This is a genomic window from Ruegeria sp. L11, from assembly GCF_056531755.1.
In genome coordinates, this window is record NZ_JBQFMI010000009.1 from 21,405 (window position 1) to 34,126 (window position 12,722).

Sequence of the window (12,722 nt, forward strand, 5' to 3'; positions counted from 1 at the left end):
GTTTATTCCGGGCTCCAGGCCTCGTAATCCCTGCGCTCAACCGGCTGGGCCCGCCGAAGCGACCCGGCAGGCGCATAGGCCAGTGCCGTACCTGTCAGGTTCTCCTGATGCGGTTTTTCCCAGGCTTTGTGCGGCAGCGGTTTGTCGGTCGGGGGTTCGTCCCAGGTGCGGTGCAACCAGCCGTGCCATTCCGGGTCAACCCGGCTGGCTTCGGCCTCGCCATTGAAAATCACCCAGCGCCTGCTGTCGTCGGCGGTGCGATAAAACACATTGCCTTCATTGTCTTCGCCCACTTTCACACCCTTGCGCGCCGTATAAAGCTGCGTGTTCAGTGTTGACCCGTTCCACCAGGTCACGGCTCGTAAAAGACTGTTCAGGATTCCCATCGGCTGCCTCCGGCATTTCGGTCGAGAGAAGGTATGGACCAAAGGCTCGCCAAGGTCCAGTGCCCCTTGGGCTTCCAGTGTCACTGCGGCAGGAAGGCGGTCACTTCGATCTCGATCCGGTACTTCGGATCAATCAAACCGCATTCGATCATCGTCGCAGCCGGTGGATTGGCGCCAAACGTCTCGGCCAGAACCGGCCAGCACGGCGCGAACTCATTGCGGTCCGGCAACATGTAGGTGACCCGAACCACATCTTCAAAACCCGCGCCCGCCTCAGCCAGTGCCTTGCCGATGATGTCCAGCGCTGACCGGCATTGCGCCACCACGTCGTCGCCCTGCCCGACGGTCCCGGCGACATGAACCCAGCCGCCCGCAACCACCGCACGGCAATAGCCGACTTTCGCCTCAAACTCACCGCCCGAAGAAATGCGCTTCACCGTCATAATCCGTCACCTTTGTCGTTCGAAAACTTGCTTAAGCTCCCACCGCCTGACCGCACCGACCCTCATGTGCGAGTAACGGATCCCCAGCTTCATCTGGCTATAAATATCCCGGGGGAGATGCCCGAAGGGCAGCGGGGGCAGAGCCCCCTGAACCGGTTCAACTGAAGTTCCACCGTCGCGGTAAAAAGCCCGGCCTCAACCCGCCGAGGCCGATTCCTTGGCCGCATCGGCATAGATGAACAGCGGCTGCGCGTCGGACATTACCGCCTCTTCGTTCACCACAACCTCGCTGACGTTTTTCATGCCCGGCAGTTCGAACATGGTATCCAGCAGGATATCCTCGAGAATAGACCGCAAACCACGTGCACCGGTTTTGCGCTCGATGGCTTTCTTGGCAATTGCCTTCAGCGCGTCATCGGTGAAGCCCAGCTCAACATCTTCCAGCTCGAACAGGCGCTGGTATTGCTTGACCAGGGCGTTCTTTGGCTTGGTCAGGATGGTGACCAGTGCTTCCTCGTCCAGATCCTCCAGCGTTGCCAGAACCGGCAGACGACCGACGAATTCAGGGATCAGGCCAAATTTCAGCAGATCTTCAGGTTCCAGATCTTTGAATATCTCGCCCACGCCGCGCTCGTCATTGTCGCGCACATCGGCGCCAAAACCCATGGCCGAGCCCTTGCCGCGTTGCGCAATGATCCTGTCCAGACCCGCAAAAGCGCCGCCACAGATGAACAGGATGTTCGTGGTGTCCACCTGCAGGAATTCCTGCTGCGGGTGTTTGCGGCCGCCCTGCGGCGGAACGCTGGCCACGGTGCCTTCCATCAGTTTCAGCAGCGCTTGCTGTACACCTTCACCGGACACGTCGCGCGTGATCGACGGGTTCTCGGATTTGCGGGTGATCTTGTCGACCTCGTCGATATAGACGATGCCGCGCTGCGCGCGTTCGACATTGTATTCGCTGGCCTGCAACAGCTTGAGAATGATGTTTTCAACATCCTCGCCCACGTAACCGGCTTCGGTCAGCGTTGTGGCATCGGCCATGGTAAAGGGAACATCCAGTATCCGGGCCAGCGTTTGCGCAAGCAATGTCTTGCCACAGCCGGTGGGGCCGATCAGCAGGATATTGGATTTCGCCAGTTCGATATCATTGCCCGCCTTCTGGGCGTGGTTCAGACGTTTGTAGTGGTTGTGGACCGCAACCGACAGGACGCGTTTTGCGGTGGCTTGACCGATCACATAATCGTCCAGCACCTCGCAGATATCCTTGGGCGTCGGAACGCCGTCCGAAGACTTCAGCCCGCTGGCCTTGGTCTCTTCGCGGATGATATCCATGCAGAGTTCGACACATTCATCACAGATGAAAACGGTCGGGCCTGCGATCAGCTTGCGCACCTCATGCTGGCTTTTGCCGCAGAAGCTGCAGTAGAGCGTGTTTTTCCCGTCACCGCCTGAATTCGTCGCCATGATCTACCTTTCGGGCCTCATCCCAGCACCCCCGGCGGGGATGCGTTTTCGCCTGTTCGTGCAGCTTAGGCCAGCGCTTTGGCCGCTACAATCTCAAAATGGTTCCTGCACCGGTGGTGCAGGCTCCGAAACTCAGACCTCATCCGCGTCCATTTTTGCGCGGTTTTCCACGATCTCGTCGATGTGACCCCATTCCTTGGCCTCTTCCGGGCTCATGAAATTGTCACGGTCCAGCGCTTTTTCAACCGCCTTTTTTGTCTGCCCGGTATGACGCACATAGATATCATAAAGGCGATCCTTGAGCTTTTGCGTCTCGGCTGCGTGGATCATGATATCGCTGGCCTGACCCTGATATCCGCCGCTGGGCTGGTGCACCATGATCCGGCTGTTGGGCAGCGAAAAGCGCATCCCTTTCTCGCCGCCGGCCAGCAGAACCGATCCCATCGAGGCCGCCTGACCGATCACCAACGTGGAACATTTCGGCTTGATATACTGCATTGTATCGTAAATCGACAAACCGCTGGTCACCACGCCACCGGGCGAGTTGATGTAGATCGAGATTTCCTTGTTGGGGTTTTCCGCTTCAAGGTGCAGCAGCTGCGCCACGACCAGATGGCTCATGCCATCGTGAATCGGGCCGTTGATGAAGATGATCCGCTCTTTCAGCAGGCGGGAAAAAATATCATACGCGCGCTCGCCCCGGCTGGTCTGTTCAACGACCATGGGAACAAGCGTATTCATGTAGGTATCTACGGGATCGAACATTCGTAACCTGCCTGTTTTGCTGTGGATCGGGACATTATCCCAACAAGTGTTACCTGAGTCTTAGTGTTGGCTCCGGGGGGCTGCAAGGGGGTGTCGGTGAGAACGCGGAATGAATGTGGACCGCCGTCAATAAGATTGTCACACCTGCCGCTGTTCCGCAGCAGCACCCTATCCGTGATTACGCCCTGCCAAAGGGGCTGCGGGGAAAACGGCTGCGGGTTCCCCTTTTTTCATCACGGTTTTTTGATTCATACATATAGCAATAATTGATCGAAACATGTACTGAAGTGGCTCGCAGGCGACGAGCTTTACGTTACGGAAACTACGCCCGGTCAACGGGTTCACAAGGAACACATTCGATGGCACTTCCACAGCTGTCTCAGGACATGTCGCAACACGACCTGGATCGTATGGTCGATAATGCGACACGCGCGTCCAACTTCCTCAAGGCAATCAGTCACGAAGGCCGACTGATGATCCTGTGTCACCTGGTGTCCGGTGAGAAATCTGTTACCGAGTTGGAAGAGCTGTTGTCCGCCAGACAAGCCGCTGTTTCGCAACAGCTTTCCCGCCTGCGTCTGGAGGGGCTTGTGATACCGCGCAGAGAGGGCAAAACCATCTTCTACCGGTTGGCCGATGACCGCCCGCGCCGGATGCTTGAAGTGGTGTACGAGCTGTTCTGCGGTGAGGACAAAGGCTAGCTCTGGCTTGGTGTCGAGAAAGGTGCTACCGAATCCGTATCGAGCACTGAGGAGACACACATGATCCGCGTAATTCTGATTGGCCTGAGCCTGTTTGCACTGACCGCCTGCGAAACCGCCAAAGGCGCGGGCAAAGATATCGAAAAGGCCGGGGATGCAATCCAGAACGCAGCTTCGGACGTGCAGGAAAGCCTGTAAGCGCGCTTATCTTGCGGGCGAGCCGGACATTAACGCAATATATGGTTGAAGATTGCGCCCACACGCAGTAGTCTAGCCCTACAGGTGCATAGACGCGGCATTGCATATCTGACACTAAATCGGGGCTCTTTCGCGCACGCAGAAGAGCCCCGTTCCCATTCGGCAGGGGTGAGTGGTAGCCTGTATGAAACCGAATTTCGGCAAAGGAAAAGGCGTCAGGTGCGCAGACGCGGTCTTTGCATGTATCCTTTCGGATACGCCCTGACGCCTTACCGGGTCGACGTACCCCGAGGAGCACTCCGATCCAGTCGCCCCAGCCCCCTGAGAGACTGCAGCCGCCGCTTTGTCCCCTAAGGTCCATCGCGACATGCATTGGCCGTCTGATAAGATGGCCACCCGACCTGGGTCTACGACCCATTTCCGGCTGATCACCTACCGGTAAGCCCTTGCAGCTAAACGCAAATCCTAAGACCCGCCCTTCTCTGCTCAAACCCCCTTGGCCTTTGCGTCCCGCCCCGGTTCCGAAGACCCTGTGCGGTGAGATGACTGTTGCACCACGCCCTGCATCCGACAAGAAAATAGCACTGCAGCATGAAAATTAGACGGGGATAAGATGTTGATATCCGGCGGGAGAGTTTTGTGGATAACCCGAGAATCCCCGATCCCGCGAAGGGTTGAGGGCGGAAAAAACCGGACGTGACCCCGGCACCCGAAATTCCTGCGATGCTGCGGGTGCAAAACGCTCCGCGCGGCCCGTTAGGCCGAAATTGTGCGATTTGTACAACGCTCGGACCCCCAATCTTACGAATCGTACAGACGGAGATTCGCCGATGCGCTGCACCATTTCCTACGCCCGCGCCCATCTGGGGCCGCTGATCACCCGCGCCCAGGACCCGCGTGAGGTGATCATCCTGACCCGGCACGGCAAGCCGCTGGCCGCGCTGGTCTCGATGACCGAGGCCAACCGGATCTGGCAGTTGCAGGATGACGAGGAGATCGGATGGAAACACCCGCTGTCGGGGCTGCGCGGGATGTGGTCGAAGGGGCGCAACATCCCCGGTATGGAACCGGGACCGGACGGCCGCTATGTCACCGCGCGCGAGGCCGCGCTGAAGGTCCGCGAGATCCAGATGACCCGCGCCGAGGAACGCCGCATTCTGGCGCGGGGCGGTCTGGATCCTGTCGCAGGCGGTGAACTGGCCGCCCGGCCTGCCTCCGCACGATGGAGACGCTGGTTCCGTTTCTGAGAAGCGTTCCGGCCCGGCGGTGTTACCAACACCCCCTCCGCCGCAATCCGTGAGCAATGGCGGCTCATACCCCTTAACAACCCGACCGGGCCGGAAACGCTTCGGTTCACCTGACGGGCCGGAACGGGGTCGAAAACAGTCCCGGTGCGCAGGCTACGGAAATCTCTGATCTGATGATCGGCACCCTCCTTTGGGATGCGGGCCGTGCTGGCCTGTGACTGAGATTGGATACGTGCGCGGCGGTTGCAACCTGTCTGAAGGAAACTTCATCAAGGGTTCATGCGCGGGAAAGGTGGACAAGAAGAAAACCCCACCCTGCCCGGTATTGCGCACTGTGTTTTTCCTTCCAACACCGCGCGCCTCAACTTAAACAGGGATTTCAGGCAACTGCCCTCATCCGGGGGCGTCCCACCCAACATGAAAAGCCCCAGACAGAACATGCGATTTCCAAAACGACAACATCGAGAGTTCAAGAGCATTGTGCGCAGGTTCCGCAACGAGTTTTCGCTGTTCGTGCTGGAACAAAGCCGCGGACAGGTGCTGTGCGGGCCGATGAAGGGGTTTCGCTTTGTCGAAAACGCATTCTGGGGTGGGCACTCGGATACGGCCACGAAAATCTTTGGCCTGTATGAGCAGCAGAACCTGAAGGTGCTGAGCAACTCGGACAAGCCGGTGCTGGTGGATATCGGCGCGGCGGACGGCTTTTGGGGCGTCGGGCTGGTGGCCGCCGGGCAGTTTGAAAAAAGCGTGTGCTTTGAGGTTTCGGCAAAAGGCCGGGATGTCATCCGCGAAACGGCGGAACATAACGGCGTGGGCGACCGCGTGACGGTGTTTGGGGATGCGCTGACGGACACGGTTGAAAACATCGCAAGCGTGGCCCCCGACCCGGCGGACATCTTCTTTCTGATCGATATCGAGGGCGTCGAATTCAGCCTGTTGACCGAAGATTTTCTGACGCATTACCGCAGATCGGAATTCCTGATCGAACTGCACCCCCAGATGGTCGAGGATGGCGATGCGAAACTGAAAGCGATCGAAGCGTTCTGCGCCGGGTATTTTGATATCGCCTATGTGGACGGAAGCGTGCGCGACACGTCCGAGATGGATGAGATTATCCGGTTGGGGGATGATTTCAAATGGCCGATCCTGTCCGAAGGGCGCGGTTTTCCGATGCAATGGTTGCATTTGGTGCCGCGCGGGTGAGGTGCGGGTCAGACGGTTGACCCGCAGACCCGAGGGCCGCGAACGGCCAGAGCCCACACGGCGCAAGCGCAGATACAACCGCCAAACCAACCCTACCCCGTAGGGCGGGCTTCAGCCCGCCACCGGATACAGCCAATCCATGCGCATTGGTATGGGGTCGGGGAAATGGGGGAGTGGTGGATTGGCGGGCTGAAGCCCGCCCTACGGGTGTTCAATGGAACCGAAGAGGGGCGCAAACACGCCGCCCGTTTCGCCAAAGGTGAACCTTTGGTTTGACGGGGCCCGGGGGTGCCGCCGGGCGGGTGGGTTGTTTTGAGAGTGGTGTTGGGTGACGTGACGGTTGTAAACACCCATCTTACGGTTGCCGACAGTCAGGATCTCTTTAGTTCAAAGGTTTCTGAATCCAATTCAATCCTAGATACGGGCACTTTGTCCCCACATATTCTTTCGATCTTGGAAAGCAGATTAGCAGACACTCGCATTCCAACCAAAACTTCATTTAACAAGAGTGAAGGAACTTTTTGGTAAGAACTTGGACCCTCGAACCTTTTTTGTATCCTCCACTCTTCTTCGTATTCCCAGACTTTTGGCTTTGTTAGAACTAGGGCCTCGAAGGCCTGATCGCCCTGACGAATTAGAGAAGCATCCGAAATCTTGGACTGCTCCATCCAACATATCAAGTTGCTAGTTCTTAGCTTGGGTCGACGCTCCACATAGCTTACTTTCAACGGAATATCGTCACCATTATCCATCGCAACTTGCCACGTTGGCTCAAAGCCGAGCACTACTCCGTTGTGACCCGCGCCGTAGTGGGCCCACATCAAGGGATTATTCCAGTTTTCGGAGAGACAAATAATCCGAGAGTGTGCCCGCACTGTGTCAACAAATCTAAGAAGCGTGGCATTTGACTTAGAAATATTCTCAAGTGTGACGCTGAATTCTTGCTTTTGCTTTCGCCGAAGTTCGGCTCGCTTAAGGTTCGGAAAATGCTCGCGAAGTGTATCGAGCGAAACTAAAAACTTTTTGCCGATTTTTCTGTAGAGCTGAAACAGTTCTCCATCTGATGAAGCTACAAAATTGGGGTTGCAATCAAATGGATCATTTTGGGTTTCAATCGAAGAAAAAAACTGCTCTTGGCGCTCTATAACTGCACGCAATTCGTCTTCAAAATAGGCTGTTGAACAAGATCGGTAGCGATAAAGTCGCGCCGGTATCGAATACTCTGTCATATTACAACAAGCTTGCTTCCATCATTTTTCGATCGCTTTTTGAAATTTCTCAATCCCACCGTGTGGGCACGCCGGTTGGCTGCGCCAACCGCTTTCGCCCACCGTCACTAAAAATGGACAGCCTTAGCTGTCCATTTTTAGTGCTGAAATAAACGCCTCCTGCGGGATATCGACCTTCCCGAACTGGCGCATCTTCTTTTTACCCGCCTTCTGCTTGTCCAGCAGTTTGCGTTTCCGGGTGGCGTCGCCGCCGTAGCATTTGGCGGTCACGTCCTTGCGCAGGGCGGACAGGGTCTCGCGCGCGATGACTTTGCCTCCGATGGCGGCCTGGATCGGGATTTTGAACATATGGCGCGGGATCAGGTCCTTGAGCTTTTCGCACATCGCGCGGCCCCGCATCTCGGCCCGGTCGCGGTGAACCATGGTCGACAGCGCATCGACCGATTCGTCATTCACAAGGATCGACATCTTGACCAGCGCGTCCTGACGGTAGCCGGTCATCTGGTAATCGAAGCTGGCATAGCCCTTGGTCACCGATTTCAGGCGGTCGTAGAAGTCAAAGACGACCTCGTTCAGGGGCAGGTCATAGACGACCATGGCGCGCTGGCCCGCATAGGTCAGGTCCATCTGGATGCCGCGGCGGTCCTGGCAGAGTTTCAGCACGTCGCCGAGATACTCGTCGGGCACCAGAATGGTCGCCTTGATGCGCGGTTCCTCAAGATGGTCGACCTTGGACAGGTCGGGCATGTCGGCGGGGTTGTGCAGCTCGATCATCTCACCGTCTTTCATGTAGACGTGATAGATCACGCTGGGCGCGGTGGTGATGAGGTCGATATCGTATTCACGCTCGATCCGGTCGCGGATGACCTCGAGGTGCAGCAGGCCCAGGAAGCCGCAGCGGAAGCCAAAGCCAAGCGCGGCCGAGGTTTCCATCTCATACGAGAATGAGGCGTCGTTCAGGGCCAGCTTCTCGATCGCGTCGCGCAGGTCTTCGAATTCGGCCGAGTCCACCGGGAAGAGGCCGCAGAACACCACCGGCTGCGCGGGTTTGAAGCCCGGCAGTGCGACTTCGGTGCCGTTGCGGTCATTGGTGATGGTGTCGCCGACGCGGGTGTCGCGGACCTGCTTGATCGAGGCGGTAAGAAACCCGATCTCACCCGGGCCGAGGCTGTCGATCATCTGCATTTGCGGGCGGAAGACACCGACGCGGTCGACATGGTGCAAGGTGCCGTTCGACATGAACTTGACCCGCATCCCCTTTTTCAGCGTGCCGTCCATGATGCGGACCAGAACGATGACGCCCAGATAGGCGTCGTACCACGAATCCACCAGCATCGCCTTGAGCGGCGCGTCCAGAGTGCCCTGCGGCGCGGGCAGTTTGTGCACGATCGCTTCCAGCGTTTCGTGGATGCCCTGCCCAGTCTTGGCGCTGACCCGGATGGCGTCGCTGGCGTCGATGCCAATCACGTCCTCGATCTGTTCGGCCACGCGGTCACAATCGGACGCGGGCAAGTCGATCTTGTTGAGGACCGGCACGATCTCATGATCGGCGTCGATGGCCTGATACACGTTCGCCAGCGTCTGCGCCTCGACCCCCTGGGTGCTGTCCACGACCAGCAGCGAGCCTTCGACGGCGCGCATCGACCGGCTGACCTCATAGGCGAAATCCACGTGGCCGGGGGTGTCGATCAGGTTCAGCACATATGTCTCGCCATTCTCGGCGGTATAGTCGATGCGAACGGTGTTGGCCTTGATGGTAATGCCACGCTCGCGCTCGATATCCATGCTGTCGAGCAGCTGTTCCTTCATGTCACGATCCTGCACTGTCCCGGTCTCTTGGATGAGCCGGTCAGCAAGGGTGGATTTGCCATGGTCGATATGCGCGACGATGGAGAAATTGCGGATATGAGCGAGGTCTGTCATGGAGTGGGGATATGCGTCGGAAATGGGCTGTGGTCAATGGTTCAAGATGATCTGCCGCGACCAATACAACTTCATTGCCAATCGCATACAAATCGCTTCAAGGAATGTACTTAGCACCAAACTTGATGCAGGAGATAAACTTGCATTGCGGCGAAACACCGTTTCAAGGCCAATGCGCTCGCTGAAGGGCCTGCATGTTGGATGTAAAGCACTGATTGTACGTATACTCTGAAGCAAACTCCACATCCCGGATGTCAAGAATTGAACGCGCAACGTCGCCTTCAATGCGATCACTCGACCAATAGTCTTCATTGGCGATCAAGCTCTGTAGCGGGCTTCTTGGAGAATAAGGTGAGGCGAGCAACGCAGCAGCAGTTACCGTACAATCGGCGACCTCATCCGCACAGTAAATGCTACAAAAGTTACGAATGGGGGTCCAGGCCACTATCTCTGAGCTAAGTTTCGTTGCTTTTTCCCTGATGCCGGCGTCACTAATCAATTCTCTTGGAGTAAATAGGCCCCAAGCTAGTTCGGAAGATAAGAAGCGATCATCTCCAGTATTCAGCCAAGCGAGCGATGCCGAACCTCCCAGATTGGAACCCTCCGAATTATGTTTCTGCAGGTACAATGCCCAGAACAAAAAGACACTGGCGTCTTGGGGTAGTTTGTGGTCGAGGCCTTGCAAAACCTCAACCAAATCAGCCCCTTCACCATCGTAGAGCATAGATTGCGCTGCAAGCATCGCGGTAATTGGTTCACCAAGTTCGACCAACACTGCAATCGCAGGAGCTTTATTCTCGAATTTGGCAACTTGTAGCAGGGCAAGGGCCAGAGGCTCGGAGTTTTGCACTTCCGTTAGCCATGATTTGCCCGACAGACCACCAGGTTTTCGCAGTAGAGCTATGCGATCCTTGCGATCCATTTCGGACGTCACATGCGCATGAAAACTACTTCGACTTGCGATGTTCGCCAGCAATATTTGAGCTGCAGCATTTCCATTTTGGGCCTGAGCAGAAAGGCTTTGCAATGCAGCCAGATCTTCGCCACCCAACCAAGCTAGAACCGCTTCTCTGAATTCCGGCGCGTCTTGACCTTGCAAAGAGGGCACTTCCGACAAAGCCACCATTGGATAAAACCAAACTGCGGCTGACAGAATCAGCTTTTTTATCGAAATCACTGCCCTACCCCTTGTATTCGCCGCTCAAATTCGCTTCCGGCATTTCCCGATGCGCGGCTTTTGTCCTCGTCAAATCAACACCGTTTGATTTGCCTGTCAAAACAATTGATCCGCGGGCCCGTTTGATTCATACTCCGCCGCAGACCGAGAGGGGCGCAAGACCCGTCCGGGCAGGCAAAAACGAGGCTCGAGTATGAAACAGTTCCTCATTATCGCAATTTGTGCGGCATCGCTGACGGCGGTGGCTCAGGTCGCGGATGCGGCGCAGATCAGGCAGGCGTGCATGGCGTCGGACCGCTCGGCCGCGACGCGGGACCGGTGCAGCTGCATTCAGCGCGTGGCGGATCAGGCGTTGACACGCAGTGACCAGAAGACCGTGGCGAAATGGTTCAAGGACCCCCATCAGGCGCAGGTGCTGAAGATGTCGAAAACCGCGCGCGATGATGCGCTGTGGGATCGGTACCAGAACTTTGGCCAGATGGCGCAGGCGATCTGCAGCTAACCCGTTCAGAATGCTTGACCTGATCCACGCTGCGCCCCAGAAAGGCGCAGCGAAAGGTGTATTGCATGGTAATGAAAGGGCTGACCCTGCGGGGCCTTGAAGTGTTCGAGGCATTGGCGCGGACGGGATCGGTGGCGCAGGCTGCCGAGATCACGGGGCTCAGCCAGCCATCCGTTTCGCAGCAATTGCGCAATCTGGAAAACGCGCTGGGGACCGAATTGGTCGATCACGGGCGGCGGCCGATGCGGCTGACGCAGGCGGGGCGCAGTTTCCTTGCGCGGGCCGAGGCGGTTCTGGCCGAGCTGCACATGGCCCAGAGCGAGCTGTCGGTCATGGATCTGGGGCATCTGACCACGCTGTCGATCGGGCTGATCGACGATTTCGACAATGATCTGACGCCCCGGCTGGCCACCCTGCTGGCCGACAGCCTGACCCGGTCGAAATTCAAGCTGATCACCCTGTCGAGCCTTGATCTGTTCGAGGCGCTGGCCGAGCAGCGCCTGCACATGGCGGTCACCGCCCATAGCGGCGAAGTGCTGGAGGGGGTGGTCGAATACCCGCTGGTCCATGATCCGTTCATTCTGGTGGCGCCGCAGGGATCGGGCGGGGTCGAGGCCGTGCAGGAGCGGCTGCCGTTTCTGCGCTATGCCCGCGAACAGCTGATCAGCCGCCAGATCGAGGCGCATCTGGCGCGCCGCTCGCAGGTGTTCGAGGAACGGTTCGAGATCGGCTCGCACATGGCGCTGATGGCCATGGTGGCGCGGGGTCTGGGCTGGGCGATCACCACGCCGCTGGGCTTCATGCGCGCGGCGCGGTTCCATGAGGGGCTGGAGGCGCACCCTGCCCCGTTCGGGGAGTTCTCGCGCAACATATCGCTGCTGGCGCGCACCGAGTGGTCCGATCAGGTCCCGCAGGAGGTTGCGGGCATGACCCGGCGTCTGATGCAGAACCAGATCGTGGACCCGGCGGTTGCCAAGCTGCCCTGGCTGAGTGGCCAGTTGCGGGTGACCGGCGGCTAGGTGTCCAGATGGGCGGCAAGCCCGTCAACCGCTGCTTCGATCAGGTCCAGAGCACCGTCGAAATCCCGCGTGTAATACGGATCGGGTACGTGATCGGCACCGGTCTGAGGGGCGAAATCCGTTAGCAGGCGAACCGGTGTGCCGTTGCCCGGTGGGCGCAGGTCTTCGATATCGGCGATGTTTTGGTCATCCATGCCGATGATCAGGTCGAACCGGTCGAAATCCGCGACGGTGAACTGGCGCGCGCGCAGGTCGCCGAGGTCGATGCCTCTGCGGATTGCGGCCTTCTGCATCGGGCCATAGGGCGGATTGCCCGTGTGCCAGCCCATGGTTCCGGCACTGTCGGTTGCATGATGCGGTGCGCGGGCGCGAAAGACGCCCTCGGCCGCGGGAGAGCGGCAGATATTGCCCAGGCAGACAAAGAGGATACGGTGTGTCATGGCCAAGGTGTAACGCGCGGAGGGG

At 57.9% G+C, this 12,722-nt stretch carries 14 protein-coding genes; 6 read left to right on the top strand and 8 right to left on the bottom strand.

The features are described 5' to 3' along the window. Positions 1–2: 2 nt before the first annotated feature. The 4 genes from ACR0CE_RS14330 to ACR0CE_RS14345 all read right to left on the bottom strand — a co-directional run bounded on the left by ACR0CE_RS14330 (position 3) and on the right by ACR0CE_RS14345 (position 3,058). Positions 3–386: an NADH:ubiquinone oxidoreductase subunit NDUFA12 gene (locus ACR0CE_RS14330; protein WP_209505745.1), complete on the bottom strand. Its 384-nt coding sequence runs from the start codon at positions 384–386 to the stop codon at positions 3–5. 80 nt (positions 387–466) lie between these two features. Further along, on the bottom strand, positions 467–829 hold the full coding sequence (locus ACR0CE_RS14335) for a RidA family protein (protein WP_480560320.1): 363 nt from the start codon (positions 827–829) through the stop codon (positions 467–469). Positions 830–1,024: 195 nt separating this feature from the next. Next, a complete protein-coding gene (gene clpX / locus ACR0CE_RS14340) occupies positions 1,025–2,293 on the bottom strand; it encodes an ATP-dependent Clp protease ATP-binding subunit ClpX (RefSeq protein WP_209505741.1) in 1,269 nt (422 codons plus the stop codon). Positions 2,294–2,425: 132 nt separating this feature from the next. Continuing rightward, complete coding sequence (locus tag ACR0CE_RS14345; RefSeq protein WP_209505739.1) at positions 2,426–3,058, bottom strand: ATP-dependent Clp protease proteolytic subunit; 633 nt, start codon at positions 3,056–3,058, stop codon at positions 2,426–2,428. Between the two features lie 359 nt (positions 3,059–3,417). On the opposite strand from ACR0CE_RS14345, the gene ACR0CE_RS14350 reads away from it, so the two are divergent. From ACR0CE_RS14350 to ACR0CE_RS14365, 4 genes are all read left to right on the top strand, one after another. Further along, the gene (locus ACR0CE_RS14350) at positions 3,418–3,759 is read left to right on the top strand and encodes an ArsR/SmtB family transcription factor (RefSeq protein WP_480473625.1); all 342 of its coding nucleotides are present in this window, start codon (positions 3,418–3,420) and stop codon (positions 3,757–3,759) included. A 60-nt stretch (positions 3,760–3,819) separates the two neighbouring features. Continuing rightward, positions 3,820–3,957 carry an entericidin A/B family lipoprotein gene (locus ACR0CE_RS14355; RefSeq protein ID WP_209505735.1) on the top strand — a complete coding sequence of 46 codons (138 nt, stop codon included), beginning with the start codon at positions 3,820–3,822 and terminating at the stop codon, positions 3,955–3,957. Between the two features lie 830 nt (positions 3,958–4,787). Next, positions 4,788–5,204: a type II toxin-antitoxin system Phd/YefM family antitoxin gene (locus ACR0CE_RS14360; RefSeq protein ID WP_480518955.1), complete on the top strand. Its 417-nt coding sequence runs from the start codon at positions 4,788–4,790 to the stop codon at positions 5,202–5,204. A 480-nt stretch (positions 5,205–5,684) separates the two neighbouring features. Next, on the top strand, positions 5,685–6,407 hold the full coding sequence (locus ACR0CE_RS14365; protein WP_480833028.1) for a hypothetical protein: 723 nt from the start codon (positions 5,685–5,687) through the stop codon (positions 6,405–6,407). A 371-nt stretch (positions 6,408–6,778) separates the two neighbouring features. Here ACR0CE_RS14365 and ACR0CE_RS14370 read toward each other — a convergent pair whose 3' ends face one another. The 3 genes from ACR0CE_RS14370 to ACR0CE_RS14380 all read right to left on the bottom strand — a co-directional run bounded on the left by ACR0CE_RS14370 (position 6,779) and on the right by ACR0CE_RS14380 (position 10,736). Beyond that, complete coding sequence (locus ACR0CE_RS14370; RefSeq protein ID WP_480555986.1) at positions 6,779–7,636, bottom strand: DUF2971 domain-containing protein; 858 nt, start codon at positions 7,634–7,636, stop codon at positions 6,779–6,781. A 123-nt stretch (positions 7,637–7,759) separates the two neighbouring features. Then, positions 7,760–9,559, bottom strand: a complete 1,800-nt coding sequence (gene lepA, locus ACR0CE_RS14375; protein WP_480833029.1) for a translation elongation factor 4 — start codon at positions 9,557–9,559, stop codon at positions 7,760–7,762. A 163-nt stretch (positions 9,560–9,722) separates the two neighbouring features. Next, positions 9,723–10,736: a hypothetical protein gene (locus ACR0CE_RS14380; protein WP_480484519.1), complete on the bottom strand. Its 1,014-nt coding sequence runs from the start codon at positions 10,734–10,736 to the stop codon at positions 9,723–9,725. Between the two features lie 193 nt (positions 10,737–10,929). Between ACR0CE_RS14380 and ACR0CE_RS14385 the strand changes: the two genes are divergently transcribed. Both ACR0CE_RS14385 and ACR0CE_RS14390 read left to right on the top strand, forming a co-directional pair. Continuing rightward, entirely contained in the window at positions 10,930–11,238 is a 309-nt protein-coding gene (locus ACR0CE_RS14385; RefSeq protein ID WP_480773897.1) for a hypothetical protein, read from the top strand. Between the two features lie 65 nt (positions 11,239–11,303). Beyond that, positions 11,304–12,257, top strand: a complete 954-nt coding sequence (locus ACR0CE_RS14390) for a LysR family transcriptional regulator (RefSeq protein ID WP_480473633.1) — start codon at positions 11,304–11,306, stop codon at positions 12,255–12,257. Here ACR0CE_RS14390 and ACR0CE_RS14395 read toward each other — a convergent pair. Next, positions 12,254–12,697: a low molecular weight protein-tyrosine-phosphatase gene (locus ACR0CE_RS14395; protein ID WP_480833030.1), complete on the bottom strand. Its 444-nt coding sequence runs from the start codon at positions 12,695–12,697 to the stop codon at positions 12,254–12,256. The genes ACR0CE_RS14390 and ACR0CE_RS14395 overlap by 4 nt on opposite strands. Positions 12,698–12,722 lie beyond the last annotated feature (25 nt).

Coding starts and splice junctions, on each gene's coding strand:
- clpX (WP_209505741.1), bottom strand. CDS start 2,293: ATGGCGACGAATTCAGGCGGTGACGGGAAAAACACGCTCTACTGCAGC.
- ACR0CE_RS14355 (WP_209505735.1), top strand. CDS start 3,820: ATGATCCGCGTAATTCTGATTGGCCTGAGCCTGTTTGCACTGACCGCC.
- ACR0CE_RS14330 (WP_209505745.1), bottom strand. CDS start 386: ATGGGAATCCTGAACAGTCTTTTACGAGCCGTGACCTGGTGGAACGGG.
- ACR0CE_RS14370 (WP_480555986.1), bottom strand. CDS start 7,636: ATGACAGAGTATTCGATACCGGCGCGACTTTATCGCTACCGATCTTGT.
- ACR0CE_RS14350 (WP_480473625.1), top strand. CDS start 3,418: ATGGCACTTCCACAGCTGTCTCAGGACATGTCGCAACACGACCTGGAT.
- ACR0CE_RS14385 (WP_480773897.1), top strand. CDS start 10,930: ATGAAACAGTTCCTCATTATCGCAATTTGTGCGGCATCGCTGACGGCG.
- ACR0CE_RS14395 (WP_480833030.1), bottom strand. CDS start 12,697: ATGACACACCGTATCCTCTTTGTCTGCCTGGGCAATATCTGCCGCTCT.
- ACR0CE_RS14335 (WP_480560320.1), bottom strand. CDS start 829: ATGACGGTGAAGCGCATTTCTTCGGGCGGTGAGTTTGAGGCGAAAGTC.
- ACR0CE_RS14360 (WP_480518955.1), top strand. CDS start 4,788: ATGCGCTGCACCATTTCCTACGCCCGCGCCCATCTGGGGCCGCTGATC.
- ACR0CE_RS14390 (WP_480473633.1), top strand. CDS start 11,304: ATGGTAATGAAAGGGCTGACCCTGCGGGGCCTTGAAGTGTTCGAGGCA.
- ACR0CE_RS14345 (WP_209505739.1), bottom strand. CDS start 3,058: ATGTTCGATCCCGTAGATACCTACATGAATACGCTTGTTCCCATGGTC.
- lepA (WP_480833029.1), bottom strand. CDS start 9,559: ATGACAGACCTCGCTCATATCCGCAATTTCTCCATCGTCGCGCATATC.